The sequence below is a fragment of the Nocardioides sp. BGA-UO-ETr-FS32 genome (assembly GCF_059567905.1).
In genome coordinates this window covers 825476-851713 of sequence record NZ_JCAQOX010000017.1, presented here as the reverse complement: position 1 = coordinate 851713, position 26238 = coordinate 825476, and the positions used below count along the sequence as shown (strand labels likewise).

The following is a 26238-nucleotide window of genomic DNA, read 5'->3' as shown; positions in this document are numbered from 1 at the left end:
TGCGCGCTCTCGCGCGCGGCACCGGTGGCCGGGTCGGACGACCCGGCCACCGGGCAACCCCTGCCGATGTGGTCGGACCACTGTTCACGGATCCCGGTCGCCGCGCAGGTCGAGCCTGCGGAGCCCGGCCGCCCCAGGGGTGAGGCGAGGACTCGAGCCTAGGCCCACGGGTCGGTGATCTCGCGCAGCATCGCCATCGTCTCCTCCAGCCGGCGCATGCGGGTGGCGCCGAGGTGCGCCTCCCACTCCTCCAGCGCCCGGGCCACCTCGGCGTCGGCCCGGTCCCCGAGGGCGCGTGCCCGCGTCGTGAGCCGGATCAGCTTGGCCCGTCCGTCGCGCGGGTCGGCGACGCGCTCGACGTAGCCGGCCCGCTCGAGCTGGTCGACGAGGGAGGCCGCCGACTGCTTGGTCGTGCGGGCCCGGGCCGCCAGGGTCACCACCCGGGTGCCTTCCGGGTCGATCTGCGCCATCAGTCGCGCCTGGGTCGGCGTGATGTCGTCGGCACCGGCGGCCACGAGGGCGTCGTAGGCCCGCGCCTCCAGGGAGCGGGCAGCGACGTACATCAGCACACCGACGTTCGGCTGTCCCTCACCGGTTGACGACTCCGCGACCACGGGGCCCATATTAGTCAGATAATCTGACTGTTCCGGGAAGCGCGCCATGGACACCGACACGATCTGGCGTCATGTCGACACCGAGCGCGCCGCCTTGGCCGACATCCTCGAGGCACTGCCCGAGGACGCCTGGCGCACCCCGTCGCTGTGCGACGCCTGGACGGTGCGCGACGTGGCCGCACACCTGACCTTCTCCGGATGCGCGACGTCCACCTGGTCGCCACCGACGAGACCTGGGAGTGGGGCACCGGCCGTCGGGTCGAGGGTCCCGTCCGGTGGCTGCTCCTCGCGGCCAGCGGCCGTACGGCAGCCCACCAGCACCTCACCGGCGAGGCGCGCGCCCTGGCCTGAACCGACCACGTCACACCTTGCCAGCGAACCACCTGACGAGGACGCTGGCCGGAGACGCGAGGACCGAGGGAGACCCCCATGGAAGAGCCGGCGCTGGAGCTGACACCGCGTACTGCCGCCCTGGCCAGTGCTGCCGACGCCCTGGACTCGGCGGGGCTCGAGCACTGGTTCTTCGGCGGGTGGGCCGTGGACCTGTGGGTCGGTCGCGCGACGCGTGCCCACGAGGACATCGACGTCCTGGTCCGGCGCACCGACGACGACCGGGTCCACGCGGCGTTGACCGCAGCCGGCTGGGCGCACACGCCGCACGACGACGACCTGGTCGGCACCAACTACGAACGAGACGGCGACGACCTCCAGCTCACGTTCGCCCAGACCGACGACGAGGGCTGCTTCGTCGTGCCCGTGCCCGGACAACCGATCGTGCTCTCCAGGGGACCACTGGCCCACGTACGCCGTCCGCTCGGCCACGTGCACGTCCGGGTGCTGACCCTGGAGAAGATGCTGGAGATCAAGGCAGTACCGCGGCCCGACGAGGTCGGTGGCGACAAGGACCGGGCGGACCTCGAGGCGCTCCGCGCCGTGGCCGACCTCCCGACTCAGGCGGCGGCCGGGACTGCGACCCGTGGAGCCGTACGCCCCGGCAGCCAGCGCACCGAGCGGAACGTCTCCTCCGACGATCCGTAGACGAGCAGCGCGAGGAACACCCCGTAGACCGGCAGGTGCCCGACCATCTCGGTCTGGCCGAAGAGCAGCAGGGTCGCGTTGAACGGCACCATCGCGACCAGGACGGCCACCTGCGGGAACGCGCCCGAGATCACGAGCAGGCCGAACAGCAGCTCCGTCGCCCCGGCGACGGCGACGAAGGTCTCCGGCGAGACCTGGAGGCCGACGAGGGCGAAGACGTCCAGCGCGGGGTAGCGCTCGAGGGTGTCGATCGCCATGGCCGGGTTGGTCAGCTTCTCGGAGAAGGCGAGCACGATCAGCGCCGTGCCCACGCCGAGGCGCAGCCACAGCAGCGCCCACCTCAGGTGGGCCCGCGACGGGTGCGCGGCGCCGTACGCGTCGGGGCCCGGCGGCACGACGACCAGGAAGGCTGCGACGGCGGCGAGGTTGGCGCACTCGCCCAGCGCGGTGAGCCCGGCGACCATCGCGAGGGCCGGCGCGAGACCGAGGACGAGGGCGGCCGCGGCGCGCAGCTGCCAGCCGGTGACCAGCCAGATCCCGAGCGCGGCCTCGACCAGGAGCAGCGCGTTGCCGCCGGCTCCCTCGAGGTGGTCGATCGACGGCGTGATGAACGCACCGGTGGCGGCCAGCGCGAGCAGCGCGACGCCGAGGTGGATCCCGAGCAGGCGGGGGATCCACGGCACCAGGCCTCCGACGGGCTTCAGGAAGCGCAGCTCCGGGCCGTCCACGCGCATCGCGATCGCGCGCCACACGAGGGCGACGACGACGACGGCGGCGGTCAGGACCAGCGGCAGCGGCGAGAGGAAGAACGACCACTCACCCGCGGGCTGGGACTCCACGAACCAGCGCTCGTGGGTCGGCAGGGCAGGGGCGAGCGCGGGCAGTGCGAGGGTCATGGCTCAACCCTGCGCGAGGCGACAGTGCCGTAGGAGCGGCGAAGGTCCGGACATCGGCGGGACCTTGGTCCCCCGCTCCGTACGGGCGCCGACAGTGGAGCGGGCGGACGGACCTAGCGGCCGCGGGCTCCACTGTCGTGCCCGCGCCCGCATCCCGTCGTACAGTCGCGTCGGCTGACTCCGCGGCTCACTGAAGCGCCGGGCAGCACGATCGAGGAGGTGGACCGGGCGATGACGAGAGCCGGGACCCGCTCGTGGTGGGGGTGGGGCACGCTGGAGGACGCGGCGACGGCCGAGGAGGCCGCCGCGCTGGTCGAGCGGGTGGCCGTCCTGTTGCCCGACCACGACTTCACCGACCACGAGCCGCCCGACGTGGCCGCCCTCGCGGTGTCCACGCCGCGCGTGGAGCCGCCCGCGAGCCTGTCCGCGCTGTGCTCGGCCGACGCCGGGGACCGGGCCGGCCACGCGCACGGAAAGGCGTTCCGGGACGTCGTACGCAACCTGCACGGAGACCTCGAGCACGTCCCCGACCTCGTCGCCCGCCCGCGCACCGAGACCGAGGTGGCCGACCTGCTGGACTGGTGCAGCCGGGACGGCATCGCCGCGATCCCGTACGGCGGTGGCAGCTCCGTCGTGGGCGGCATCGAACCGCGTTTCGACGGCGCGGCGGTGACGATCGACCTCGGCGCGCTCGACCGCGTGCTGGAGATCGACACGGTGGGCCGCGCTGCCAGGATCCAGGCGGGCGTCCTCGGACCTCACCTGGAGGACCAGCTCCGCCCGCACGGGCTCACCCTGCGGCACTTCCCGCAGTCGTTCGAGTTCTCCACCCTCGGCGGCTGGCTGGCCACCAGGGCCGGTGGCCACTTCGCCACCCTCTACACCCATGTCGACGACCTCACCGAGTCGATGCGGGTGGTGACGCCCTCCGGGGTGAGCGAGTCGCGCCGACTCCCCGGGTCTGGCGCCGGGCCGTCCCCGGACCGGCTCTTCCTGGGCTCAGAAGGCACCCTCGGGGTGATCTGCGAGGCGTGGATGCGCCTGCAGGCACGACCCCGCTGGCAGGTCACCGCATCCGTCGCGTTCGACGACTACGCCGCCGCGGTCACGGCGACGCGGACCATCGCGCAGTCGGGCCTGTACCCCTCCAACTGCCGTCTCCTCGACGCGGGCGAGGCGTTCCTCAACGCCGGGACGTCGGTCACCGGCGGCGTGCTGCTGCTGGCCTTCGAGTCGGCGGACCATCCGGTCGACCCGTGGCTGGATCGAGCCCTGGAGATCGTCGGGGACCACGGCGGGAGACCCCTGACGACCCGCGAACGGGACGGCCGGCAGGGCGACGCGGCAGCCGACTGGCGGTCCTCGTTCCTGCGGATGCCCTACCACCGCGACGTGCTGGCCCGGCGCAGCATGATCGTCGAGACGTTCGAGACCGCCTGCACCTGGGACGACTTCGGCACGCTCCACGCCGCCGTCACCGCCGCCGCCGAGGAGGCGGTCCGGGAGGTGTGCGGGTCCGGCCTGGTCACCTGCCGGTTCACCCACGTCTACCCCGACGGACCCGCGCCGTACTTCGGCGTCTACGCGCCCGGTCGATGGGGCAGCACCGTGGCCCAGTGGGACGAGATCAAGTCAGCCGTGTCCGAGGCCATCGTGACCTGCGGGGGCACCATCACGCACCACCACGCCGTCGGGCGCGACCACCGACCCTGGTACGACCGTCAACGCCCCGACGTCTTCGCCACCGCGCTGGCCGCGGCCAAGTCGGCACTCGACCCTGCCGGCATCCTCAACCCCGGGGTGCTCCTGGGTCCGTGAAGACACGGCAGCGGAGCGGGCCTCCCACCCGTTGCCCTTCCGGTCCGACGGGATCATGCTGGGGGACCAGGCTTCCCCCATCGCCCGAAGGCGGCACGCCATGATCCTGGTCGTCGGCGGCTCAGGTGACCTCGGGAGTCGCATCGTCCGACGCCTGCGCGAGGGCGGGGCCCAGGTCAGGTGCCTCGTCCGCCCGGGCACGGACGACTCTGCGCTGCGCGCGCTGGAGGTCGAGATCGTGTCCGGCGACCTCACCGACCCCGACAGCCTCGCGACTGCGTGCCAGGGGGCGCAGACCGTCGTGGCGTCGGCCACGGCGATCGGTCGGGTGCTGGCAGGTGCCAGGCGTCCCGGCATCCACGAGGTCGACGAGGTCGGGATGGCATCGCTCGTCGACGCCGCCGAGCGCGCAGGCGTCGAGCGGTTCGTCTACGTGTCGTACGCGGGCGTCGACTCGGCGCTCGGCACACCGCTCGAGCGCGCGAAGGCCGGCACGGAGCGGCGGCTCGCCCGGTCCCCGGTGCGACGGGTGGTCGTGCGGCCGGACGCGTTCCAGGAGGTCCACCTGGCACCCCTCGGACGGTTCGACATCCGCTCCGGCAGGGCCGCGGTGTTCGGCAAGGGGGACACCGCGCGGAGGTGGGTCGCCACCGAGGACGTGGCGGCGCTCGTGGCCGCTGTCGCCACCGAGGCCGATCCCCCCGACATCGTGACCTTCGGCGGGCCGGAGGCCATCAGCCGCAACGAGGCGATCCGCATCGCGGAGCAGGCGAGCGGACGCACGTTCAAGGTCCAGCGCATGCCGCGCGGCCTGGCCCGGGCCGGCATGCGGGTCCTGGCCCGTCCGTCACCGGCGATGGCGACGATCTTCGGCACCGGTCTGATGCTGGACCTGCTGCCGCTGACGTGGGACGACTCCCCTCTCCGTGACAGGGGCATCACTCCGCGCGCCGCGAGCGAGTGGATCCGCGAGCAGGCACAGGACCTGCGCTGAGCCGGGCGGTCGACGACGTGCTCGGCGTCGTACAGTCGCCGCATGCCGCGCCTCCCGCTCAGCGGGCACCATCTCCTCGCCGCCGCCGGCGTCCGCTCCCGTGCGCGGCACCGCGCCGACACCGCGGACCTCGGGCACCCCGGCGGACCGCCCCCGACGCGTGCCGCTCTCGGCGAGCTCGGCGCGGCGCTCGACGGCGTACGGCTGCTGGGTGCGCTGCCCCGGCTCTCGTCCGCACCGCGGGGCGACGGGCACCTCGTCGTGGACATCCCCGGCTGGCGCGCACCCGAGCTGTCCGGGGCGCCGCTGCGCGCCTACCTCCGGCGACTGGGGTACGACGCCCGCGGCTGGGGCTTCGGCACCAACACCGGCGACCCACGCCGCGACGTGGCGCGGCTGTCGAGGCGGATGCTGGAGCTGGTCGACGAGAAGGGCGCGCCGGCGTCGCTCGTGGGCTGGAGCCTGGGCGGTGTCATCGCCCGCGAGGTCGCGCGGCGGCACCCCGACGCCGTACGCCGGGTCATCACCTACGGCACGCCGGTCACCGGCGGACCGCGGCACACGACGGTCGCCCGGGCCTACCGTCGTGGCCCGGACCCCGACGCGCGGCGGGTCGCCGAGCGCCTCGACCCGACGGCGCCGATCCCGGTGCCGCTGACGATCCTCTTCTCCAAGCGCGACGGGATCGTGTCGTGGCAGGCCTGCCTCGACCACACCTCCCCCGACGCCGAGCACGTGGAGGTCTTCTCCACCCACATCGGGATGGGCATCGACCCCGACGTGTGGGCGGTCGTGGCCGATCGGCTGGCGCGAACCTAGCCCAGCGGCGGCAGCGTCACGACCTGCCCGGCGTAGGACAGCCCGGCGCCGAAGGCGATCAGCAAGGCGGTGTCCCCGACCGCCGCCTCCTCGTTGCGCAGCATCGCCTCCATCGCCAGAGGCACCGACGCGGCCGAGGTGTTGCCCGAGTCGACGACGTCGGTGGCGACGGCGACCGACTCGGGGAGCTGGATGTTCCTGGCGAGGGTCTGCGTGATCCGCAGGTTGGCCTGGTGCGGGATGAAGGCGTCGAGGTCGTCGACCGAGACGCCGGCCAGGTCGAGCGCCTCGTGCGCGACCTTGGCCATCGCGAACGGCGCCCAGCGGAAGACCGCCGTGCCCTCCATCTGCACCACCGGGTGGTCGGCGTCGGTGTGCTCACGGACGCCCATGCAGCTCGGGGTCTGGGTGATGACGTGGGCCTGCGAGCCGTCCGAGCCCCAGGCCGTCGGGCCGATCCCGGCGGACTCCGACGGTCCGACGACGACCGCGCCCGCGCCGTCGGCGAAGATGAAGGCGGTGCCGCGGTCGGTCGGGTCCATGAAGCGGCTCAGCTGCTCGACGCCGATCACGAGCACGTGCGACTCCGCCCCGGAGCGCACCATCGACGCCGCGAGGTTGAGCGCGTGGCAGAAGCCCGCGCACCCGGCGGAGATGTCGAAGGCGGCGGCGTTGATGCCGAGCGCGGTCGCGACCTGCGGCGCGGAGGCGGGCGTGTGCTCGGGGTGCGTGGAGGTGGCCACGATGACGCAGCCGATCCGGTCGGCGCCGACGCCCGCGGCCGAGAGGGCCTTCTCGGCCGCCGAGATCGACATGCCGATGAGCGTCTCGTCCTCGCCGGCGAAGCGGCGCGTCCTGATACCCGACCGCGTCTGGATCCACTCGTCGGTGGAGTCGAGGACCTCGCAGATCTCGTCGTTGGTGACGACCCGCTCGGGACGGTGGACACCGAGGCCGAGCATCGCTGCGTGGGTGAGGTCGGTCGGCTGCTGGATGGTCATGGAACGAGCATAGGCATGAAGGTCGTCACACCAGCAGGGCCGGAGTGCGCTCGTCCGGCTCGCCGTCGAAGAAGCGCGCCAGCACCTCGTCGTACGTCGGCTCGTCGGGGTCGGCGAGGGCGAACAACGTCATCGACGAGCGCAGCTTCATCGCGTCGGTCCCGCCGAGCACCTGCGCGGCCGTGAGGTCGTCGTCGAGGGCGAGCAGCGCCCGGCAGCACTCCAGCAACCGCGGGCCCAGCACGTCGTGGTGCACGTAGGCCCGGGCCTCCGCGAGGTCGGCGACGGCGTAGGCCTGCGCGGTCGGGCTGTGCCCGAGCCCGGCCACCTGCGGGAAGACGAACCACATCCAGTGGCTGGTCTTGCGGCCCGCGCGCAGCTCGGCGAGCGCGCGGTCGTAGGTGCCGCGGTCGTCCTGCGCGAGGACGAAGCGCTCGAGGTCGGTGCCCACGTGGCGCGGGTCAGACCGGCTCGGGCTCGGTCTCGGGGATCGGTGCGTCGGGCGCCTGGCCGGGGTCGATCGGGTTCACGGCGGGGTCGCCGGACGGCACGATCTGCGGGTCGGACTCGGGCTCCATCGGTGTGGTGGTCATCCGTCCGTCCTACGCCTCCTCACCCGTGTTGGCAACGGCCCGCCCACCCCGAGTGATGGGGTGGCGCCAGTAGGTTGACCGCGTGCCCGACGCCCCCTCCCGCGCGATCCAGCTCGGCGCGCTCGTCTTCCTGCTGCGCCCGACCTACATCGCGACCGAGGTGGTCACTGCGGCCGCGACGACGGGCGGCTACAGCTTCGTCGCCGACTCGGTGAGCCGGCTCGGCGAGGTCGGGTGCTCGGCGGCGTACTGCTCGCCGCGGCACGAGGTGATGAACGGGTCGTTCGTGGCGTACGGCATCGCCCTCGCCGCCGGAGCGCTGCTGCTGGCGCGGCCGCTCGGCCCGTGGGTGACCGGCCTGCTCGTGGTCTCGGGCGTGAGCTCGTACGCCACGGGGCTTGCGCCGCTCGACCAGGACGCCACCCTGCACGCGATCGCCGCCGCGCCGCTCTTCGTCGGGCAACCGCTGGCGCTGCTGCTGCTCGGAGCCCGCGTGCGTGAGGAGAGGCCACGCTTGTCGAAGGCGCTGCTCGCGACGGGCGCGGTGACCGCCGCCGCGGCCGTCGGGTTCATCGTCTCCGGCGACGAGCAGGCAGCCGGCGCGCTCGAGCGACTGGCCCTGTGGCCGGTGCTCGCCGGGCTGGCGGCCTTCGGGTGGGGACACCGCCCGGGCATGCGTCGACCCCGCCCCTGAGCGGGACGGGGTCGACGGCTCCCTCGTGGTCGAGCCGGGAGAGGGACCGATCAGGGACCGGTCAGCGCAGGACGCCGCACAGGGCGGGGTCGGTCGCCTCGGCCGGCAGGCTCGGGTCGAGCTCGCTCGCGCCCGCACCGTCGAAGTCGTAGACGCCGTTCCCGTTGTGGTCGACACCGTGGATGATGATGACGCCCTTGCCGCTCTTGATCGCGCGCAGCACGGCGCCCGGGGCGAAGTTGATCGTCCGCTCGTAGCCCACCTTGCCCTTGGGCGCGGTCGGGAAGCGGTCGACCGCCAGGCCGCTCTTCGGGCTGGTGTCGCCCGAGGTGGTCAGCGACTTCAGGATCGGGCCGTAGTCCGGGATGCCCTCGGCGACGTTGATCCGCAGGTCGTTGTTGGCGTCGTCGAAGACGTTGGGGCACTCGTTGCGGGCCTCGGCGCCGAAGTGCAGGTGCTGGGCGTGCGGGAGGTTCTTGGCGAGGCCGCGGACCTTGATCCGCACCTCTGCCTTGCGACCCGTGAAGTCGGCGTGGACGCGACCGGCCGCACCGGAGTCGTTCATCGCCTTGAGGTTGGCCTCGAGCTGGACGGGGGCCGAGGCCACCGGCTTGGCAGCCTCGGTGGCGCTGCTGGCCTGGATGCCGGCGACGGCCGCGGTGCCGGCGAGGACCATTCCGCCGATCCCGGCGTAGAGCTTGCGGTGCTGCATGTGAACTCCTGGTGTCGAGTGTCGGCCGATCTCGGCCCTCGAGTGGCGTTCGTCATGCGTCGTCCCGCGGATTGGTCGGCAGCGCAGCGCTGCCTCGGCCCGAGATCAGTAGCGCTTGCCGCTACGGCGCTCCTGCAGCTTGCGGGCGGCCTCCTTGATCTTGGCCTGGTTGTGCGGCTTGCGTGCCTCGTCGTAGACCTTCTTGGCCACCGCGAGGGCCCCGGCCTTCTTCATGATTCCCATGTCCTCCACCATGCCAGCGCGGCCCAACAGGGCGGCGAGGGAGCGGTGGGCGGACCCCCGACAATCCGTGAGCCAGCTCACTCCGAACGAGGGGTGAGCCGTCGATCCCGCCGGCCTTGTCGACGAAGGGTCACCACCCATGCGCCTCCCCTCCATCCGCCGCCCGTCGCCGTCCATGGCCGTCGCCGTCATGGCCCTGGTCGTGGCGTCCACCGGGACGTCGTACGCCACCGGGCTGATCGGCTCGGCGGACATCAGGAACAACTCGGTCCAGTCCGCGGACATCAAGGACAGGACCATCAAGGGTCGCGACGTCAAGAACGACGTCATCGGCTCCAACAAGATCCGCAACGGGTCGCTGAAGTCCCGCGACTTCAAGGCCGGGCAGCTGCCGTCCGGTCCGCAGGGCCCGGCGGGTGTGGGCCGTTGGGCGCTCGTCGACGCCTCCGGCGCGATCATCTCCCAGTCCGGCGGCTTCAGCGTGACCGCCGCCTACCCGACCCTCGCGCCGATGGGCGCCGACGTCGCCGGTCTGCGCGCCAACGGCAACGTCTACATCAACGCCGGCGAGAACCTCGCGAACAACGGCATCCTCGCGGTCGTCGCGCTGCAGAACACCGTCGACCAGAACGGCGACCTGATCACCAACGGGCGCGCCCCCGGCGAGAACGCCAACCCGGAGTTCTCCGGCGAGATCTCCGCGGCGATGTGCCAGCCCGGCGTCGTCAACTGCGCGCCCCCCGGCACCGGCAACGCCAACCACCTCGTGGTCAGCCCGCGCAACAGCGACGGCAGCTTTACCACCGACGGCAACCGCAAGCGCTTCTACGTCGTCGTGACCGGCGACTCGAGCGACCGCGGCTGATCCGCTCGCCTGCCGGTCACGGCACGCCGTCCTGCGGTAGACAGGGACCGTGCGCCTGATCGAGGACCTGACCGCCCGGCTGCGCCACGCGCTGGCCGGGCGGTCGTCGTCCGTGCGGGAGGCGGTGCCGCCGCCTGCCCCGCTCGCCGGCTCCCGGCCGCGACTGCGCGCCGGCTGGGTGCAGCCGGACCGGAGGACGTGCGGCTCTGCCTGCCTGGTCGTGGCCCGCGCGCTGGGCGACGCGTCGTACGCCGCCTGGCTGGAGACCGGCGAGGTCGCCGGGCGCCCGCGGGACCTGCGTACGCCGGGGCGCAGGTTCGCCGACGAGGTGCTCGCCACGCACGTCCGGACCAACCGGTGGGCCGACGCCTCGGGCACGCCCCGGTGGGCCTGGCCGCGCCGGCTCGGCACCACCCCGTGGGCGCTCGCCAGCGAGCTGACCGCCACTGGGGGCACCACGCCGCCGGGCACCGGCCACCGGGTGCGGACCGTCTCGCCGCGGCGCCGCGGGGAGGCGTACGACGTGGTCGCGCGCGCGGTCGGGCACGGGCACGCGATTCCGCTCTATGTCGGGAACAGGCTGCTGCCACGCCACGTCGTGCTCGTGGTGGACCGCGACGAGGCGGCGCTGACGGCGTACGACCCGAGCAGCGGGCGCCCGGTCCGGCTGCCGCGCGAGGACTTCGTCCGCGGCGACCTGCGGGTCGCGGGGTGGTCGGAGCCGTGGTTCGCCGTGCTGCCGACCGCAGGCTGAGCTATCCGCTGCCCGGCATCCGCTCGTGCGCGGTCCAGCTCGCGCCGTTGTGCCACCGCTCGCGGCTGCCGTCCGCGGTGGGGTACCACCCCTCGGGGATCGATCCAGGGGTGCCGCCGTCGCCGGTCAGCATGTCGGGCGCGGTGATGCCCGAGCGGACGGCAGGCTTGACGTCCTGCGACGGCTCCGGTCGCGGCTCCGGCTCGCGCACCAGGTCGAACCTCTCCTCCGGCGGCAGCTGCCAGCCGGGGAGGGCCACGTCCCGCGAGGCGTCGCGCGCCTGCGGGTCGACGCCCTTCGGGACGTACGGCGAGTAGCGGGTGCCCCGCGGCAGCCGGCGCAGGAGCAGCAGGACGAGCAGCACCGGCACGAGGGTGGACAGCGGACCGAGCCATCCGGCGGCGGCCAGTGCCAGCCCGACGACCAGCGCGACGGGTAGGGCCTTCCACATCCACTCGGGCATCGCGGGCATGCTCACCTCCGTCGGGCGCGACGTCGGTGCGTCGTCGTGATCAAGCGTGCCGGATCCCGTCGCCGCTGTCCCGCGAATCGGAACGGGTGCGGCAGACTGGCGTCCGTGACCACGAAGATCTCCGTCGCCGGCCTCGGCTACGTCGGCCTGTCCATGGCCGTGCTGCTCGCTCGGCACAACACCGTCGTCGGCCTCGACCTCGACGCCGAGCGGATCGACACGCTCCGCGACGGGAGGAGCCCGATCCACGACGACGACATCTCCCGCTTCCTCGACACCGAGGACCTCGACCTCGCCTTCACCACCGACGCGGAGGAGGCGCACACCGGCGCCGACTTCGTGGTCATCGCGACGCCCACCAACTACGACCCGGTCACCAACTACTTCGACACCAGCTCGATCGAGGCGGTGATGCGCGACGTCATCCGCATCAACCCCGGCGCCACCATGGTGGTGAAGTCGACCGTGCCGGTGGGCTACATCGACGACGTACGTGCGCGGCTGGGCACCGACGCCGTCATCTTCTCCCCCGAGTTCCTGCGCGAGGGCCGCGCGCTGCACGACAACCTCCACCCCGCGCGGATCGTGGTGGGCGAGGACTCCGAGCGGGCCCGTGCCTTCGCCGAGCTGCTCGTCAAGGGCGCAGACGCCGACGACGTGCCCGTGCTCTTCACCGAGCCGACCGAGGCCGAGGCGATCAAGCTCTTCGCCAACACCTACCTCGCGATGCGGGTGGCCTACTTCAACGAGCTCGACTCCTTCGCCATCTCGCGCGGCCTCGACTCGCGGGCGATCATCGACGGCGTCGGCCTCGACCCGCGGATCGGCAGCCACTACAACAACCCGTCGTTCGGCTACGGCGGCTACTGCCTGCCCAAGGACACCAAGCAGCTGCTGGCCAACTACAGCGACGTGCCGCAGACCCTGATCTCCGCGATCGTCGAGGCCAACACCACCCGCAAGGACTTCATCGCCTTCGACATCCTCGACCGCGAGCCCCGCGTCGTGGGCATCCACCGCCTGCTGATGAAGGCCGGCTCGGACAACTTCCGTGAGTCGTCGGTGCAGGGGATCATGAAGCGGCTCAAGGGCAAGGGCGTCGAGGTCGTGGTCTACGAGCCCGAGCTCGGCGAGGACTCGTGGTTCGGCTCCGAGGTCACCGACGACCTCGCCTCCTTCAAGGAGCGTGCCGACGTGATCGTGGCCAACCGCATGGCCGACGAGCTCGCCGACGTGAAGGACAAGGTCTACACGCGCGACCTGTTCGGCTCCGACTGACGCCGCGTCCCGCGCCCACCCACCACTTCTCCACATCCCCCTTCCGGTAGTCCGCTGCGTTCGGCCGGCTCCATGGCCGCCACGGGCGCCGAATGCAGCGGACTACCGGCGAGGGGTGTGGAGGGAGGGCCCGTCAGCGGCGGCGGCCGAAGAGCCCCCGCTTGTGCTCGCCCTCAGCGGGGGCCTCGGCAGGGGCGTCGACCGGCGACTCGGCGGGGCGTACGGCGGCGGCGTCCTCGGCCTTGCGGAGCGCCTTGCGCAGCCGGTTCTCGGACTTGTCGGGATCCATCGGCGGGCGGGCGCCGAGCACGAACCGCTCGACCACGCGCTGGTCGACCGGCACCCAGCCGACGTCGGTGGCGGGGTAGGTCTTCACGCCGAACGACTCGTCGAGCAGGGCCTCGCGGTCGTCGCCCTCGCCGGCCAGGCGCCCGACCCGCGCCAGCGCCGACGTGCGCTCGAGGCGCGCGGCCGCGCCGGAGGCGTACGCCAGCACCCGCGCGCCGTGGTGGGTGCGCTCGAGGTCGTCGAGCAGGGCCGCGAGCGCCGACGGGAGCGGGGCGAGCGAGACGTCGGGGAGCGTCAGCACGAACTCGGCGTCGGAGGTGGCCGGGGCCGACTCGACGAGGCGTACGCGGGGCTCGTGGAGGTAGGAGCGGTGCACCAGCCGGGTCTCGAGGACCGGGTCCTCGACGGGCTGCACGCGGTGGTCGTGGACGGTGCTCCACGGCCCGACGACCGTGACCCGGAGGTCGGGGACGTCGCCGTCGAGCAGCGAGTCGACGACGTGGATGGTCTGGTCGGCGGGACCGGCCGCGAGGACGACCTCGAGGTAGGGCACCTGGTAGGTCCGGCCGCGGCGGTTGCGCTTGGGCCGCATCGTCGGCACCAGGTCGGCGAGGTAGGGGTCGTTGAAGCGGTTGACCTGCTCGGCGCGACGCAGCACCTGCGACCGGCCGAGGTGCCAGCTGCGGGCCTCACGGTCGACGACGAAGACGCCTCCCGCCTGGGCGAGCGAGTGGCCGAGGTGCATGTCCTCGCCGAGGCGCAGGGTGCGGTCGAAGCCGTCGGAGTCGAAGTAGAGCGCCTTCGTGACCGAGCCGGTCATGCCGATGTGGTAGCGCTGGGCGCGCGGACCGGCCGTGCGGAGGTCGTCGGTCTTGGCCCAGTAGTCCTCGACCCACTGGTGCGGCTCGTGCTCCTGCCCGGGGAAGAGGTCGCCGGCCTCACCGGCCGCCACGCGGTCGCGTACGGATGCGGGATCGGCGTCGAGGAGCGAGGTCGGGTCGACGAAGAGCTTGTGGCCCCCGGGGACGGCGTAGTCGACGAGGTGGTGCCAGCGCGCGTGCGCCTCCACCTCCTCGCGATGGGCCAGCATGTCGGCGTCGTACCAGTGCAGCACGTCGCCGTCGGCGGCGAGCGCGCCGAGGTGGCAGGCGTTGGCGCGGCCCCAGCCCTCCTCGACGCGGATGAGCCGGGTGTTGTCGGGACGGACCTCGGGCAGCTCCTGGGCCGGCTGGCTCTGGTCGTCCACGACGAGGACCTCGAGCAGGTGCGAGGGGTAGGACTGCCCCGCGAGGGCGGCGAGGACGTAGGGCAGCGTGCGCTGGTAGTTGAATGTCGGGACAACGACGGTCACCGACAGCGTCGGCTCCCAGTCGCCGAGCCTCGCCGGCGTCAGCGAGCCCCAGTCGTTGTGCCGCACCACCGGCTGCCGTGCCATGTCCTAGCTCCCCCCGTCGGGCATGTCGAGCGGGTCGGCCTCCAGCGCCAGGCTGGGCTGGAACCCCCGCCACTCGGAGGCCACGATGTCAGGTCGACGGAACTCCTCGTCGTCGCGCTCCCAGGTGTGTCCCGTGCCGGTGCGACGCAGGACGTAGCCGAGGCCGTGGGTGCGGTAGATCCGGCCCCCGGCTGCCTCGACCCCGGCGAGCAGCTGCGCGTCGACGAACTTGCGGACGCGACGGAAGTCGCCGAGCGAGCGGAGCAGCCCGCGGTCGAGCAGCAGCGTGCCGCCCGCGACGAACCGGGCGAAGATCTCTGACGGGTGGTTGCGCCGCACGGTGAGGTCGTCGCGGCTCTCGTTGGCGTGGAGGTAGACGAACTCGGACGGCATCCCGACCACGTCGGCACCGGAGAAGCGTCGGGCCATCAGCAGGTCGTGGACCGCGTCGGGTGAGTACCAGTCGTCGTCGTCGACCTTGAGCAGCACCTCGCTGGACGCGGCCTGCGCGGCGGCGGTGAGCACGTCGCCGAAGAACTCCGACTGGTCGAAGGTGAGGACCTGGTGCGGACGGTCGCCCAGCGCCCGGCGTACGGCGTCGCGGTCGGGCTCGAAGCCGTGGGCGGCCAGCACCAGCTCCACGTCCGCGCCCCGCTGGCGGGCGGCCTGGCGCAGCGCGAAGTCGAGCATCTCCGGACGCTTCGTGGCGAGCAGCGCGCTCACCGCGGGCAACGCGACGTGGCGTACGCCGGCGCGCGAGGCGAGCGCCGAGCGCCAGGCCAGCGTCGAGTGGTGGTCGAAGGCGGCGCGGCGCACGGCGAGGCTGTGCTCCTCGCGGCGCAGCGGGTCGTCGAGGTCGACCGTCGCGTCGAGGGCGGCGGCGAGCGGCGGGGCCACGTCGAGGACGCCCTCGGTGACGAGCGGGACGCCGGAGATCGCGAGCGCGAGCAGGTCGGCGGTGCGGGTGTCGGCCGGGAGGCGTACGCCCTGGAAGGCGCGGGCCGCTGCGACGACGCCCTCGGTGACCGGGCCGCGGCCGATCCGCGCGAGGTCGACGACGGGGTGGTCCCAGTCCTTGCGGAAGCCGATGGGGTTGAAGACCCGCTCGTCGACCGGCTCGGGGCCCGGGTCGGTGACCACGGTCGGCGCGCGGTCGATGACGTGGTGCTCGGCGACGCTCTCCTGAGAGGTGGCGACGCGCCGCGCGACCACGACGTCGGGCGGGACGTCGCGCTCGGCGTCGCCCGCGCCGGTCACGTCGGGCAGCAGCACCGACCGCGCGTCGAGGCCGGGCGCGGCGGGTCGGCCGGCGTACGACACGACGAGCCCGCCGTGCGTGGTGTCGCCGGGTCCGGCGGCCTGGCGGGCCATCTCCATCACGACGAGCTGGGCGCGCGCGCCGGACGCGAAACGGGCCACGGTGAGCACGCCGCGGTCGCCGGCCTCGCGCGCCGCGAGGTGCACCAGCCGCGGCCACTCGGGGCGGGGCACCAGCACCCACGGGGTGGGCGAGTCGGTGAGCCAGCAGGCGACGGCCTTGCACTGCCCGAGGAGCGGCACGGCGCTCGCCATCCGGCGCAGCCGCGCCCGGTCGGCGGCGACCACGAGCACCGAGCCCCAGCCCTTGCGCGGACCGTCGAGCGTGGACAGCGGGACGACGGTCGGCTCGATCCCGGGCACGTCCTCGATGCCCTGCAGCGCGTCGAGCGCGAGGCCGTCGGAGTCGTCGACCAGGACCAGCGTGGGCCCCGGGAGCCGTAGGTCGTGGAGGGGATGCGTCACGGTCGCACGCGCTCCTTCAGGGTGGCGGGCAGGGAGTGCTGCACCAGCGGTCGCGGCTGGCGCCACAGCCAGTCGCGGCTGACGTGGTCGATGATGTGGACGCCCTCCGGGGCGGTCACCTTGACCAGCCCGCCGAGCGCCTCGGGGTCGCCGTTGCGGATGGCCTCGTCGACCTCGAACTCGCGCAGCTTGCGGTAGAGCCGGGTGTTGGTGAAGTCGACGCCGTCGCGGCGCCAATGGGCGTACTCGTCGGCGTCGAGCCACTTCACCTCGAGGACGAGGCCCTGCTGGAGCACGATCCGCTCGACGCCGGGAGGGAACTCGCGCAGCTCCCAGTCGAAGGCCTTCACGAAGGTGAAGTCCGGGCCCATCGGATAGACCCACGGCTCGAGGAAGCGCAGCGACAGGTCGAGCCAGCCGGTCGACTCGTCGACCACGGTGAGCGGGTGGCGCGGCATCGCGACGATCGCGCGCGTGGACTGCAGCTGCCACGACAGGTCGCGCAGGATGCCGGTGCCCTCGGGCGTGAGCACCATGTCGCCGTCCCACTTCATCGAGTAGGTCGTGCGGACGTGGGAGAAGCACCAGTTGTAGAAGTGCGTGAGCGAGTGGACGCTCGTCGCCGGCGTGGCGAGGTGCTCGCCGCCGGCGCGGGCGACCCGGTGGGGGTAGTCCAGGACGGTCAGCCGGTCGCTCGCCCCGCACTCCTCCGCGACGCGTCGCGCCACGTCCGCCGTGCCGTCGTCGGACCCGTTGTCGACGAGCAGCACGTGGTCGACCGCGGCGAAGATCGGCGGCAGCACCCACGGCAGGTTGCGCGCCTCGTTGCGGACCCGGAAGACGCAGGTGAGCCCCGGCACCAGCGGCTCGCCGGACGTCCACGGCCAGGTGACGTCGTACGCCGGGTCCTGCTCGAGGGAGGCGATGTCGGGCATCAGGCAGGTCGCTCCCGGCCCATCGCCTTGCGAATCTTTTGCCGCGCCGCCGGCGGCACCATGGCCCGTACGGCGTGGGGCACGCGGTCGGCACCGCTGCGTGCGGGCTGCGCCGCCGCCTCGCGCCGCGCCTCGGCGGCAGCCGTACGCCGCTGGGCGACCACGGTCGAGTGGGCGAACGCCTCGGCCTCGGCGTACTGCTCCGCGTAGGCGGTGCGGAGCTGGTCGCACCGCTCCTGGTTGCCCGCGGAGTCGTCGGAGGCGATCGCGTCGAGCGCCTGCCAGGTCTCGTCGGCGAGCTCGCGCAGCCGGGCCGGCACGCCGATGTCGTCCCAGGTCATGGTGACGCGTCGCAGGGACGGGTCGATGAAGCGGTGCACCTCGGCGATGTCGGCGGCCATCGCGGTCTTCACGCCCTGCAGGTCGAAGGCCTCGCCGAGGGCGAAGACCGGCTGCGTCCAGTCGTCGAGGAGGTCGCCGTAGCGGACGAACGCGCGCTGCTGGCCGCGGGTGGCGCGCTCGGTGTGGAGCATCATGTTGACCCACGCGGCCGTGCGCGTGATGGCGCCCTGGTCGGACCCGGCACCCATCTGCCCGTAGTAGGTCTGCTTGGACCCGACCACCTCGGTCACGGGGCGCAGCATCGTGACGTAGGACGAGGTCGCGTCGCAGCGGTCGGCCGCCGCGCGCCAGAGGCCGAGGAACCAGGCGGCGCGCGGGTCCTTGACGACGAGCTCGTTGGCGACCGCGAACTGCTCCTCGAGCCAGGTCGCCACCCGCGCGCGGGTTGCATGGTCGCCACTGGTGGTGCCGGCGTCGAGCCACGCGCGCGGGCGGGCGTCGGAGACCTGCACGTTGCTGCGCGCGAGCAGCTCGGTGTGGAGGTCGACCACCCAGCGCGGCTCGCCGAAGCCCTTGGGGTTGGTGGCGTCCGCGACCACCTCGGGCTGGGGGACGTGGAGGCCGAGGGTGCGCAGCGTGCCGGCCATCGTGCTCGTGCCGCTGCGGCCCGAGCCCACGACGAACACGACGCGTCGACTGGTGGGCTCGGTCATGCGAGAGAGCCTATCGGTGGGTCTCCCTGGCTCCACCGACGGCGGCTCACAGGTGCTGCGGCTGCGCCCTGATCAGGTCGGCGTACCAGTGGAACGACTTCTTGGGTGTCCGCTCCAGCGTCTCGTAGTCGACGTGGACCAGCCCGAAGCGCTGGGTGTGGCCCTCGGCCCACTCGAAGTTGTCCATCAGCGACCAGCAGTAGTAGCCGCGGACGTCGACGCCGCGCTGGATGGCCTCGGAGACGGCGTTGACGTGGGAGCGGAGGTAGTCGATGCGCGGCTGGTCGTCGACGACGCCGTTCTCGTCGGGTCCCATGCCATAGCTGCAGCCCGACTCGGTGATCATGATCGGCGGCAGCGCGGCACGGAAGCGCGCACGGAACATGACCAGCCACTCGCGCAGCGCGTCGGGGACGATCGGCCAGCCGAAGTCGGTGGTGGGGTAGCCCACCACCTCGCGGAACTCGAACGGGGTCTCCGAGTCCTGGTCGGCGGCGGCGACCTTCATCGGGTTGTAGTAGTTGACGCCGTAGAAGTCGAGCGGCTGGCGGATGGTCGCGAGGTCGCCCTCGGCCATGAACTCCTCGAAGAGCGGCATCAGGTCGGCCGGGTAGCGACCGAGCAGCATCGGCTCGAGGAAGGTGCCGTTCCAGAGGGCGTCGAAGATCTTGCTCATCCCGACGTCGGCGTCGTCGTCGCTGGCCGGCCAGATGGGCGCGTGGTTGTTGGCGCACCCGACGGACGTGGCACCGGCGCGGCGCAGCTCGATCGCGGCGCGGCCGTGGGCCAGCAGCAGGTGGTGCGCGGCGGGGAGGCAGTCGAAGAGCAGCTTCTTGCCGGGCGCGTGGGTGCCCATCCCGTAGCCGAGGATCGAGGCCACGTTGGGCTCGTTGACCGGGACCCAGTGCTCGACCCGGTCGGCGAAGCGCTCGCCGACGATCGCGGCGTACTCGGCGAACCGCTCGACGGTGTCGCGGTTGAGCCAGCCGCCGTCGTCCTCGAGGGCCTGCGGCAGGTCCCAGTGGTACAGCGTGACCATCGGCTGCTGGCCGTTGGCCAGGAGCGTGTCGATGAGCCGGTCGTAGAACGCGAGCCCCTTCTCGTTGGCCGGTCCGCGCCCGGTCGGCTGGATCCGCGGCCAGGCGATCGAGAAGCGGTAGCCCCCCGTGCCCAGCTCCTTCATCAGCGCGACGTCCTCCTCCACCCGGTGGTAGTGGTCGCAGGCCACCGCGCCGGTGCTCCCGTCGGCGACGCGACCGGGCTCGGCGGTGAAGGTGTCCCAGATGCTCGGGCCGCGCCCGTCCTCGGCCACGGCGCCCTCGATCTGGTAGCTCGCCGTGCTGGTTCCGAAGCGGAACCCAGGGGGCAGCAGGGGGACGTCCTGGGGGGAAGACACATCCGCGAAGATATCGGCATGACAGTGGCCCTGTACGCCGGATCGGACAGGTCGTCGGACGCCGTCAGGGGGCGCCTGACGCGCCATTCCTTCTCCTTCGGCCCGCACTTCGACCCCGGCAACCTCGGCTTCGGCCCGCTGGTGTGCCACAACGACGACGAGGTCGCCCCGGGCGCGGGCTATCCCGACCACCCGCACTCCGAGCTGGAGATCGTGACGTGGGTGCTCGAGGGGGCGCTCGTGCACACCGACTCGGCTCGTCCAGGTGCGCAGCACGTCGTGGAGGCCGGTCGCGCGCAGGTGCTCTCGGCCGGCACCGGGATCCGCCACAGCGAGGTCGCCGACCCGCAGTCGGGACGGTGCCGCTTCGTCCAGGCGTGGCTGGCGCCGTCGGCCGCCGGCGCCACCCCGGCGTACGTCGTGGGCGAGGCGCCGCAGCCGGCGTCAGGCCTCGCTGAGGTGGTCGGGGGCAGCGGCCTGCCGATCGGCACCACCGGTGCCCGCCTGCTCGTCGCCCGGCTCGCGCCGGGGGGTTCCGTGGTGCTGCCCGACGACCCGCGCCAGCACGTCTTCGCCGCCACCGGGGCAGTCGACCTCGGGCCACACGCGCTGCGCGGCGGCGACGCCGTACGGATCTCCGACGAGCCGGGCCACGTCGTCACCGCGACCGAGGAGAGCGAGCTGCTGGTCTGGTCCTTCGGCGCCTGACGCCGCGCTCCCGCCTCACGCCGGCCAGCGTCATACCGACCAGCACCCATAGATGCGGGTTCGTATGACGCAGGCCCGGGTCAGGGGACGAGCACGCCCGGGTTGAGGATCCCGGCCGGGTCGAGCTCGGCCTTGACCGCGCGCAGCACCCGTACGCCGACCTCGCCGACCTCCTCGGCGAACCACGGGCGATGGTCGGTGCCGACGGCGTGGTGGTGGGTGATGGTCGCGCCGGCGGCGATGATCGCGTCGCTGGCGGCAGCCTTCGCGGACTGCCACTGGGTGATCGGGTCGTCGCCCTCCCGGGCGGCCACGGTGAAGTAGAGCGAGCACCCGGTCTCGTAGACGTGGGAGACGTGGCAGAGCACCAGCGCACCCTCGCCGAGCGCACCGGTGAGCGCCGCCTTCACGTCGGCGTACAGGCGCTCGCGGTTTGCCCAGAACGTCGCGGTCTCGAGGGTCTCGACGAGGACGCCGTGATCGAGGAGCGCGTCGCGGAGGTAGGGCGCGTGGAACCGCCCCTGCACCCACTTCTCCCCCGGCTCCGTGCCCAGCGGGGAGCCGCCGCGGCCGGTCAGCGCGGCCGTGACGGCGTCGCGCCGGGCGGCGACCTGCGCGGCGGTGCCCTCGTAGCCGGTGATCATCAGGCAGCCGGGGTCGTCGGCGCCGCCGATCGACGAGGGGTCGGCGAGGTTGATCGCGGTCTCGGACTCGTCGGAGAGCCGCAGCACCGTCGGCAGCAGGCCGGCCTGGGCGAGGGTGCGCATGGCGTCGGCGCCCGCGTCGAACGACGGCCAGCGCCACCCCTCGTACGCCTTCACCTCCGGTGCCCGTCGGACCCGGACCGTCACCGACGTGATGACGCCGAAGGCGCCCTCCGAGCCGAGCAGGAGCTGGCGCAGGTCGGGGCCGGCGGCGTTGGCCGGCGCCGAGCCGAGGTCGAGCGATCCCGTCGGGGTCGCGGCGGTGAGGCCGACGACCATCGCGTCGAAGCGGCCGTAGCCGGCGCTGGACTGCCCGCTGGAGCGGGTCGCGGCGAAGCCGCCGATCGACGCGTGCTCGAAGGACTGCGGGAAGTGACCCAGCGTCAGGCCGTGGGCCGCGAGCAGCGCCTCGGCCTCGGGTCCCCGCAGACCCGGCTGGAGGGTCGCGGTCATCGAGACGTCGTCGACGGCGAGCAGCCGCTTCATCCGCACCAGGTCGAGCGAGACCAGCCCGGCGAACCCGTCGCGCCGGGCCGCGAGACCACCGGTGACGCAGGTGCCACCGCCGAACGGCACCGCCGCGACGCGGTGCTCCTGCGCCCACGCCAGCACCGCCTCGACCTCGGCGTGCCCGTCCGGGCGCACCACCGCGTCGGGGGCGTCGGCGAGGTCGCCGGCTCGCGCCCGGAGCAGGTCGGGAGTGGACTTCCCACGCGTACGCAGTGCGCGGGTCGCGTCGTCCACCAGCACGTGCTCGCGGCCGACGATCGCGCGCAGTCCGTCGAGGAGGGCGTCGTCGAGGGCGGACGGGGGCGGGGTCGCACCCGTTGCGGCCGGACGGTCCTGGAGGCCGAAGGCGAGGTCGACCAGACCCAGCGCGGACTCGGGCAGCGCGGTGGCGGCGGCAGGGTCGCCCCAGCGCTGCGGGTGCATCTCGACGGTGGGCGTCTCGGGGCTCATGCGTTACAGTGTGACACATGACGTCACTTCGTCACACCGGTCGACCGTCGGGTGATCCGCGGCTCGACGCCTACCTCGACGCGGCCCGCGCCTGCATCCTCGACGTCGGCTGGCGCCGCACCACCCTCACCGAGGTCGCGAGGCGCGCCAGCGTCTCCCGGATGACGATCTATCGCGCGTGGCCCGACATGGGCTCGCTGCTCGGCGACCTGATGACGCGTGAGTGGGTGGGCATCGCGGCCGCGACGCAGGCCGCCGCCGGGGACGCGACGCCCGCCAGCACGACGCCCGACGGCATCGCCACCGCGGCCCTGTCGACGGTGCGCGCCCTGCGCGACAACGAGCTGTTCGTCCGCATCGTCGAGCTCGACCCCGACCTGATGCTCCCCTACCTCCTCCACCGGCGCGGCCGCTCCCAGGAGGCACTCATCGAGATCCTCGCGACCGGGATCGCCAGCGGCCAGGAGGCCGGCACGGTCCGCGCCGGCGACCCGGTGCTGATGGCACGGTCCCTGACGCTGGCCGGGCACGGGTTCGTCTTCTCGGCGCTGACGATGACCGACGACCGGATCGGGCTCGACGAGCTCGACGACGAGTACGCCCGCCTCATCACCCGGTCGCTGGAGCCGCTGTGACCGCCGCCGGGGAGCGCCGGATCGCCGCCGGCCTGGCCGGGGTCCCCGACGAGGTCGACGTGCTCGTGGTCGGCCTCGGCATCACCGGCGCGGGCGTCGCGCTCGACGCCGTGACCCGCGGGCTCTCGGTGCTGGCGGTCGAAGCGCACGACCTCGCCTTCGGCACCTCGCGCTGGTCGTCCAAGCTCGTCCACGGCGGCCTGCGCTACCTCGCCCAGGGCCGGCTCGCCATCGCCCACGAGAGCGCCGTCGAGCGCGGCATCCTGATGGACGTCACCGCCCCGCACCTCGTGCACCCGCTGCCGATGCTGACCCCGGTCAACGACGCGATGTCGCGCGGCCGCACCGCCCTGACGTGGGGCGGACTCCACGCCGGCGACGCGCTGCGCCGCACCGCCCGCACCACCGCGCGTACGCTCCCCCGACCGCGCCGGCTCAACGCCACGGAGGCGCTCAGCCTCGCCCCCTCGCTGCGCGCCGACACCCTGCGCGGCGGGCTCCTGGCCTGGGACGGGCAGCTCGAGGACGACGCCCGGCTCGTGGTCACCGTGGCCCGCACCGCGGCGGCGTACGGCGCCCACGTCCGCACCCGCGCCCGCGTCGTCGCCGCGACGGGCACGACCGCCGAACTGCGCGACGAGCTCACCGGCGCGACCCGCACGGTCCGGGCGAAGGCGGTCGTGAACGCCACCGGCGTGTGGGCCGGCGACCTCGACGACCAGGTCCGCCTGCGACCGAGCCGCGGCACGCACCTCGTCCTGCGCGGCTGGGCGCTGCCCCACACCCGCGTCGCGGTGATGGTGCCGATCCCGGGGACGGGCGCGAGGTTCGCGATGGTGCTCCCCCAGCCCGACGGCACGATCTACGTCGGCCTCACCGACGAGCCGGTCACCGGCCCCGTGCCCGACGTGCCCGTGCCGAGCGAGGGCGAGATCGACTTCCTGCTCGGCGTCGTGGCCACGGCGTTCGCCACGCCGCCGACCCGCGACGACGTGGTCGGGGCGTACGCCGGGCTGCGGCCGCTGCTCGAGGTGGCCGGCGCCAGGGACGACGCGACCGCCGACCTCTCGCGCCGACACGCGATCCTCACCTCGCGCACCGGGGTGACGACGATCGTCGGTGGCAAGCTGACGACCTACCGCCGGATGGCCGAGGACGTCCTCGACGCGCTCGTCGCGGAGGGCCGGCTCGACGCCGCACTGTGCCGGACGGCGGCGCTGCCGCTCCTCGGCGCCGCCTCCCCCGAGGCCCTGCGTCGGGTCGCCGCGCCGGCCCGGCTCGTACGCCGCTTCGGCACCGACGCCGCGCTGGTGCTCGACACCGCCCGGGAGGTCACCGGGCTCGGCGACGACGAGCTGCTCGCCGCGGTCTCCGAGGACGTGCCGGTCACCTTGGCCGAGCTGGTCTTCGCCGTCACCCACGAGGGCGCCCACGACGTCGACGACCTGCTCGAGCGGCGCACCCGGGTGGGGCTCGTCGCCGCCGACCGGGCCCGTGCCGAGTCGCCGGCGCGGCGGGCGCTGGACCTCGTGGCGGCGCCCCGGAGCGCCCGCGCGTAGCGGCTTCCGGACAGAGGTGGCCCACCCCACAGCAAAATCCCGGGGGTAGTTCCGGTGATCCCCGGACAGGACGCGGGACCGGTGGGAAAGTTCTCCACGGCGCGCCCCTTGCCGACCCCATGCGGCAAGGGGCGGCCAGTCCATCTTCGGACCGGTCCGGGCTACTCGACGGTGACCGACTTGGCCAGGTTGCGCGGCTTGTCGATGTCGTGGCCGAGGTGCTGAGCCGCGTGGTAGGCGAGCAGCTGGAGCGGGATCGTCAGCAGGATCGGGTCGAGCTCGGGCTCGTTGCGGGGCACGACGATCCGGCGCGCGCCGATCTCGCCGAGGTCGACGTCCTCGTGGGTGATCACGACCAGCGGACCCTGTCGCGCGTCGATCTCGTGGAGCGCGCCGATGTTGCGCTCGGTGAGCTCGTCGGACGGCACCAGCGCCACCGTCGGCACCTCGGGGTCGATCAGCGCGAGCGGGCCGTGCTTGAGCTCGGAGGTCTGGTAGGCCTCGGCGTGGCGGTAGCTGATCTCCTTGAACTTCTGCGCACCCTCGCGCGCCACCGGGAAGCCGCGCACCCGGCCGATGAAGAAGAGGCTGCGCGCCTCGGCCAGCTCCTTCGCGATGTCGACGAGGTCCGCCTCGGCCGCGAGGACCTCCTCGATCTGGCCGGGCAGCCGCTCCAGGCCGGCGACGAGGCGCTTGCCGTCGGCGATCGACAGGTCGCGCACCCGGCCGAGCTGGAGGGCGAGCAGCGCGAAGCCGAGGAACATGTTGGTCAGCGCCTTGGTGCTCGCCACCGCGACCTCGGGTCCGGCGTGCAGGTAGATCCCACCGTCACACTCTCGCGCGATGGCCGAGCCGACGACGTTGACCAGCCCGACGCAGCGCCCGCCCTTGCGGCGCACCTCCTGCACGGCGAGCAGCGTGTCGATCGTCTCGCCCGACTGGCTGACCGCGACGTAGAGGGTGTCCGGCTCGATCACCGGGTCGCGGTAGCGGAACTCGCTCGCCGCCTCCGCGTCTGCAGGGATGCGGGCGAGCTCCTCGATGAGTGCCGCGCCCATCTGCCCGACGTAGTAGGCCGAGCCGCAGCCCAGGATCTTGACCCGGCGTACGGCTCGGAGGTCGCGGGCGTCCATGTCGAGGCCGCCGAGGTGCGCGGTGCCGAAGCGCTCGTCGAGCCGCCCCCGCAGCACGGCCTGGGCGGTCGTCGGCTGCTCGAGGATCTCCTTGCGCATGTAGGACTCGTGCTCGCCGGCCTCGTACGCCGACGCGTCGATGTCGACCTGGCTCGCGGTCTTGCCGGTCGTGGCGAGGTCGCTGTGGCGCATCGTGGTGAACCCGGCGGCGGTCACGGTCGCCATCTCGCCGTCGTCGAGCATCGCGACGGTCGTGGTGTGGCGCACGATCGCGGCCAGGTCGGAGGCGACGTACATCTCGTGGTCGCCGACGCCGACCACGAGCGGGCTGCCGTTGCGCGCGACCACGATGCGGTCGGGGAAGTCGGCGTGCACCACCGCGAGGCCGTACGTCCCGACGACCGCCCCGAGCGCGTCGCGGACCTTGCCCTCGAGGCTGTCGGCGTCGCTGCGTGCGACGAGGTGGGCGAGCACCTCCGTGTCGGTGTCGCTGGCGAGCTCGACGCCGGCACCGGTGAGCTCGGCACGCAGCGCGGCCGAGTTGTCGATGATGCCGTTGTGCACGACCGCCACCCGGCCCGACTCGTCGACGTGCGGGTGGGCGTTGACGTCCGTCGCCGGTCCGTGGGTGGCCCACCGGGTGTGGCCGATGCCGGTCGTGCCGGCGAAGCGCTTCGGCAGCGCGGCCGTCAGGTCACGTACGCGGCCGGCGCGCTTGGCGACCCGGAGGCCCCGACCGCTGAGGACCGCGACGCCCGCCGAGTCGTACCCGCGGTGCTCGAGGCGGGTGAGTCCCTCGAGGACGACCGGAGCGGCCTCCTGGCGTCCGATGTAGCCGACGATTCCACACATGGTGC

The 26238-nt window shown here is 73.3% G+C and carries 27 protein-coding genes; 12 read left to right on the top strand and 15 right to left on the bottom strand.

Annotated features, from left to right (window positions below):
• Positions 1-158: 158 nt before the first annotated feature.
• Positions 159-614, bottom strand: coding sequence for a MarR family winged helix-turn-helix transcriptional regulator (locus AC57BS_RS24270; protein WP_496414010.1), 456 nt, complete (start codon positions 612-614; stop codon positions 159-161).
• A 46-nt stretch (positions 615-660) separates the two neighbouring features.
• Between AC57BS_RS24270 and AC57BS_RS24265 the strand changes: the two genes are divergently transcribed.
• Complete coding sequence (locus AC57BS_RS24265) at positions 661-1068, top strand: maleylpyruvate isomerase N-terminal domain-containing protein (protein ID WP_496414009.1); 408 nt, start codon at positions 661-663, stop codon at positions 1066-1068.
• Positions 1044-1652 carry a nucleotidyltransferase domain-containing protein gene (locus AC57BS_RS24260; protein ID WP_496414008.1) on the top strand — a complete coding sequence of 203 codons (609 nt, stop codon included), beginning with the start codon at positions 1044-1046 and terminating at the stop codon, positions 1650-1652. Before AC57BS_RS24265 ends, AC57BS_RS24260 begins: the two co-directional genes overlap by 25 nt.
• On the opposite strand, the gene AC57BS_RS24255 is transcribed toward AC57BS_RS24260, so the two are convergent.
• Entirely contained in the window at positions 1565-2548 is a 984-nt protein-coding gene (locus AC57BS_RS24255) for a hypothetical protein (RefSeq protein ID WP_496414007.1), read from the bottom strand. The genes AC57BS_RS24260 and AC57BS_RS24255 overlap by 88 nt on opposite strands.
• A 231-nt stretch (positions 2549-2779) precedes the next feature.
• On the opposite strand from AC57BS_RS24255, the gene AC57BS_RS24250 reads away from it, so the two are divergent.
• From AC57BS_RS24250 to AC57BS_RS24240, 3 genes are all read left to right on the top strand, one after another.
• Positions 2780-4366: an FAD-binding oxidoreductase gene (locus AC57BS_RS24250; protein WP_496414006.1), complete on the top strand. Its 1587-nt coding sequence runs from the start codon at positions 2780-2782 to the stop codon at positions 4364-4366.
• A gap of 100 nt (positions 4367-4466) precedes the next feature.
• The gene (locus tag AC57BS_RS24245; RefSeq protein WP_496414005.1) at positions 4467-5360 is read left to right on the top strand and encodes an SDR family oxidoreductase; all 894 of its coding nucleotides are present in this window, start codon (positions 4467-4469) and stop codon (positions 5358-5360) included.
• A 42-nt stretch (positions 5361-5402) separates the two neighbouring features.
• The gene (locus AC57BS_RS24240; protein WP_496414004.1) at positions 5403-6179 is read left to right on the top strand and encodes an esterase/lipase family protein; all 777 of its coding nucleotides are present in this window, start codon (positions 5403-5405) and stop codon (positions 6177-6179) included.
• Here the strand turns inward: AC57BS_RS24240 and AC57BS_RS24235 are convergent.
• The 3 genes from AC57BS_RS24235 to AC57BS_RS24225 are packed head-to-tail and all read right to left on the bottom strand — an operon-like array spanning position 6176 to position 7773.
• Complete coding sequence (locus AC57BS_RS24235) at positions 6176-7180, bottom strand: beta-ketoacyl-ACP synthase III (protein ID WP_496414003.1); 1005 nt, start codon at positions 7178-7180, stop codon at positions 6176-6178. The genes AC57BS_RS24240 and AC57BS_RS24235 overlap by 4 nt on opposite strands.
• Before the next feature lie 25 nt (positions 7181-7205).
• Positions 7206-7631 (bottom strand): DUF1810 domain-containing protein, encoded by a 426-nt coding sequence (locus tag AC57BS_RS24230; protein ID WP_496414002.1) that lies wholly within the window; start codon positions 7629-7631, stop codon positions 7206-7208.
• 10 nt (positions 7632-7641) lie between these two features.
• Complete coding sequence (locus AC57BS_RS24225) at positions 7642-7773, bottom strand: hypothetical protein (RefSeq protein ID WP_496414001.1); 132 nt, start codon at positions 7771-7773, stop codon at positions 7642-7644.
• Between the two features lie 82 nt (positions 7774-7855).
• Here AC57BS_RS24225 and AC57BS_RS24220 point away from each other — a divergent pair, with 82 nt between their 5' ends.
• Positions 7856-8467, top strand: coding sequence for a DUF998 domain-containing protein (locus AC57BS_RS24220; protein ID WP_496414000.1), 612 nt, complete (start codon positions 7856-7858; stop codon positions 8465-8467).
• Between the two features lie 61 nt (positions 8468-8528).
• Here the strand turns inward: AC57BS_RS24220 and AC57BS_RS24215 are convergent, their stop codons facing one another.
• Positions 8529-9179 carry a hypothetical protein gene (locus tag AC57BS_RS24215; RefSeq protein ID WP_496413999.1) on the bottom strand — a complete coding sequence of 217 codons (651 nt, stop codon included), beginning with the start codon at positions 9177-9179 and terminating at the stop codon, positions 8529-8531.
• Positions 9180-9284: 105 nt separating this feature from the next.
• Positions 9285-9422, bottom strand: coding sequence for a hypothetical protein (locus tag AC57BS_RS24210; protein WP_496413998.1), 138 nt, complete (start codon positions 9420-9422; stop codon positions 9285-9287).
• 139 nt (positions 9423-9561) lie between these two features.
• Between AC57BS_RS24210 and AC57BS_RS24205 the strand changes: the two genes are divergently transcribed.
• Positions 9562-10287, top strand: coding sequence for a hypothetical protein (locus tag AC57BS_RS24205; protein ID WP_496413997.1), 726 nt, complete (start codon positions 9562-9564; stop codon positions 10285-10287).
• A 49-nt stretch (positions 10288-10336) separates the two neighbouring features.
• Positions 10337-11041 carry a hypothetical protein gene (locus AC57BS_RS24200; protein WP_496413996.1) on the top strand — a complete coding sequence of 235 codons (705 nt, stop codon included), beginning with the start codon at positions 10337-10339 and terminating at the stop codon, positions 11039-11041.
• Between the two features lies 1 nt (position 11042).
• Here AC57BS_RS24200 and AC57BS_RS24195 read toward each other — a convergent pair whose 3' ends face one another.
• On the bottom strand, positions 11043-11513 hold the full coding sequence (locus AC57BS_RS24195; protein WP_496413995.1) for a hypothetical protein: 471 nt from the start codon (positions 11511-11513) through the stop codon (positions 11043-11045).
• Positions 11514-11618: 105 nt separating this feature from the next.
• Here AC57BS_RS24195 and AC57BS_RS24190 point away from each other — a divergent pair, with 105 nt between their 5' ends.
• The gene (locus AC57BS_RS24190) at positions 11619-12791 is read left to right on the top strand and encodes a nucleotide sugar dehydrogenase (RefSeq protein WP_496413994.1); all 1173 of its coding nucleotides are present in this window, start codon (positions 11619-11621) and stop codon (positions 12789-12791) included.
• A gap of 133 nt (positions 12792-12924) precedes the next feature.
• Here AC57BS_RS24190 and AC57BS_RS24185 read toward each other — a convergent pair whose 3' ends face one another.
• The 5 genes from AC57BS_RS24185 to AC57BS_RS24165 are packed head-to-tail and all read right to left on the bottom strand — an operon-like array spanning position 12925 to position 19682.
• Positions 12925-14514: a glycosyltransferase gene (locus AC57BS_RS24185; protein ID WP_496413993.1), complete on the bottom strand. Its 1590-nt coding sequence runs from the start codon at positions 14512-14514 to the stop codon at positions 12925-12927.
• 3 nt (positions 14515-14517) lie between these two features.
• Entirely contained in the window at positions 14518-16296 is a 1779-nt protein-coding gene (locus tag AC57BS_RS24180) for a glycosyltransferase (protein WP_496413992.1), read from the bottom strand.
• On the bottom strand, positions 16293-17231 hold the full coding sequence (locus tag AC57BS_RS24175) for a hypothetical protein (protein ID WP_496413991.1): 939 nt from the start codon (positions 17229-17231) through the stop codon (positions 16293-16295). Before AC57BS_RS24175 ends, AC57BS_RS24180 begins: the two co-directional genes overlap by 4 nt.
• Positions 17231-18286 carry a sulfotransferase family protein gene (locus tag AC57BS_RS24170; RefSeq protein ID WP_496413990.1) on the bottom strand — a complete coding sequence of 352 codons (1056 nt, stop codon included), beginning with the start codon at positions 18284-18286 and terminating at the stop codon, positions 17231-17233. The genes AC57BS_RS24175 and AC57BS_RS24170 overlap by 1 nt, the downstream gene beginning before the upstream one ends.
• A gap of 46 nt (positions 18287-18332) precedes the next feature.
• The gene (locus AC57BS_RS24165; RefSeq protein WP_496413989.1) at positions 18333-19682 is read right to left on the bottom strand and encodes a GH1 family beta-glucosidase; all 1350 of its coding nucleotides are present in this window, start codon (positions 19680-19682) and stop codon (positions 18333-18335) included.
• Between the two features lie 18 nt (positions 19683-19700).
• On the opposite strand from AC57BS_RS24165, the gene AC57BS_RS24160 reads away from it, so the two are divergent.
• Positions 19701-20390, top strand: a complete 690-nt coding sequence (locus tag AC57BS_RS24160) for a pirin family protein (RefSeq protein ID WP_496413988.1) — start codon at positions 19701-19703, stop codon at positions 20388-20390.
• Between the two features lie 80 nt (positions 20391-20470).
• Here the strand turns inward: AC57BS_RS24160 and AC57BS_RS24155 are convergent, their stop codons facing one another.
• Positions 20471-22054, bottom strand: a complete 1584-nt coding sequence (locus tag AC57BS_RS24155) for an FAD-binding oxidoreductase (protein WP_496413987.1) — start codon at positions 22052-22054, stop codon at positions 20471-20473.
• A 17-nt stretch (positions 22055-22071) separates the two neighbouring features.
• Between AC57BS_RS24155 and AC57BS_RS24150 the strand changes: the two genes are divergently transcribed.
• Together AC57BS_RS24150 and AC57BS_RS24145 are read left to right on the top strand one after the other, a co-directional pair.
• Positions 22072-22689, top strand: coding sequence for a TetR/AcrR family transcriptional regulator (locus tag AC57BS_RS24150; protein WP_496413986.1), 618 nt, complete (start codon positions 22072-22074; stop codon positions 22687-22689).
• A complete protein-coding gene (locus AC57BS_RS24145; protein WP_496413985.1) occupies positions 22686-24248 on the top strand; it encodes a glycerol-3-phosphate dehydrogenase/oxidase in 1563 nt (520 codons plus the stop codon). Before AC57BS_RS24150 ends, AC57BS_RS24145 begins: the two co-directional genes overlap by 4 nt.
• A gap of 161 nt (positions 24249-24409) precedes the next feature.
• Here the strand turns inward: AC57BS_RS24145 and glmS are convergent, their stop codons facing one another.
• Entirely contained in the window at positions 24410-26233 is a 1824-nt protein-coding gene (gene glmS / locus AC57BS_RS24140) for a glutamine--fructose-6-phosphate transaminase (isomerizing) (protein WP_496413984.1), read from the bottom strand.
• Between the last annotated feature and the right edge of the window lie 5 nt (positions 26234-26238).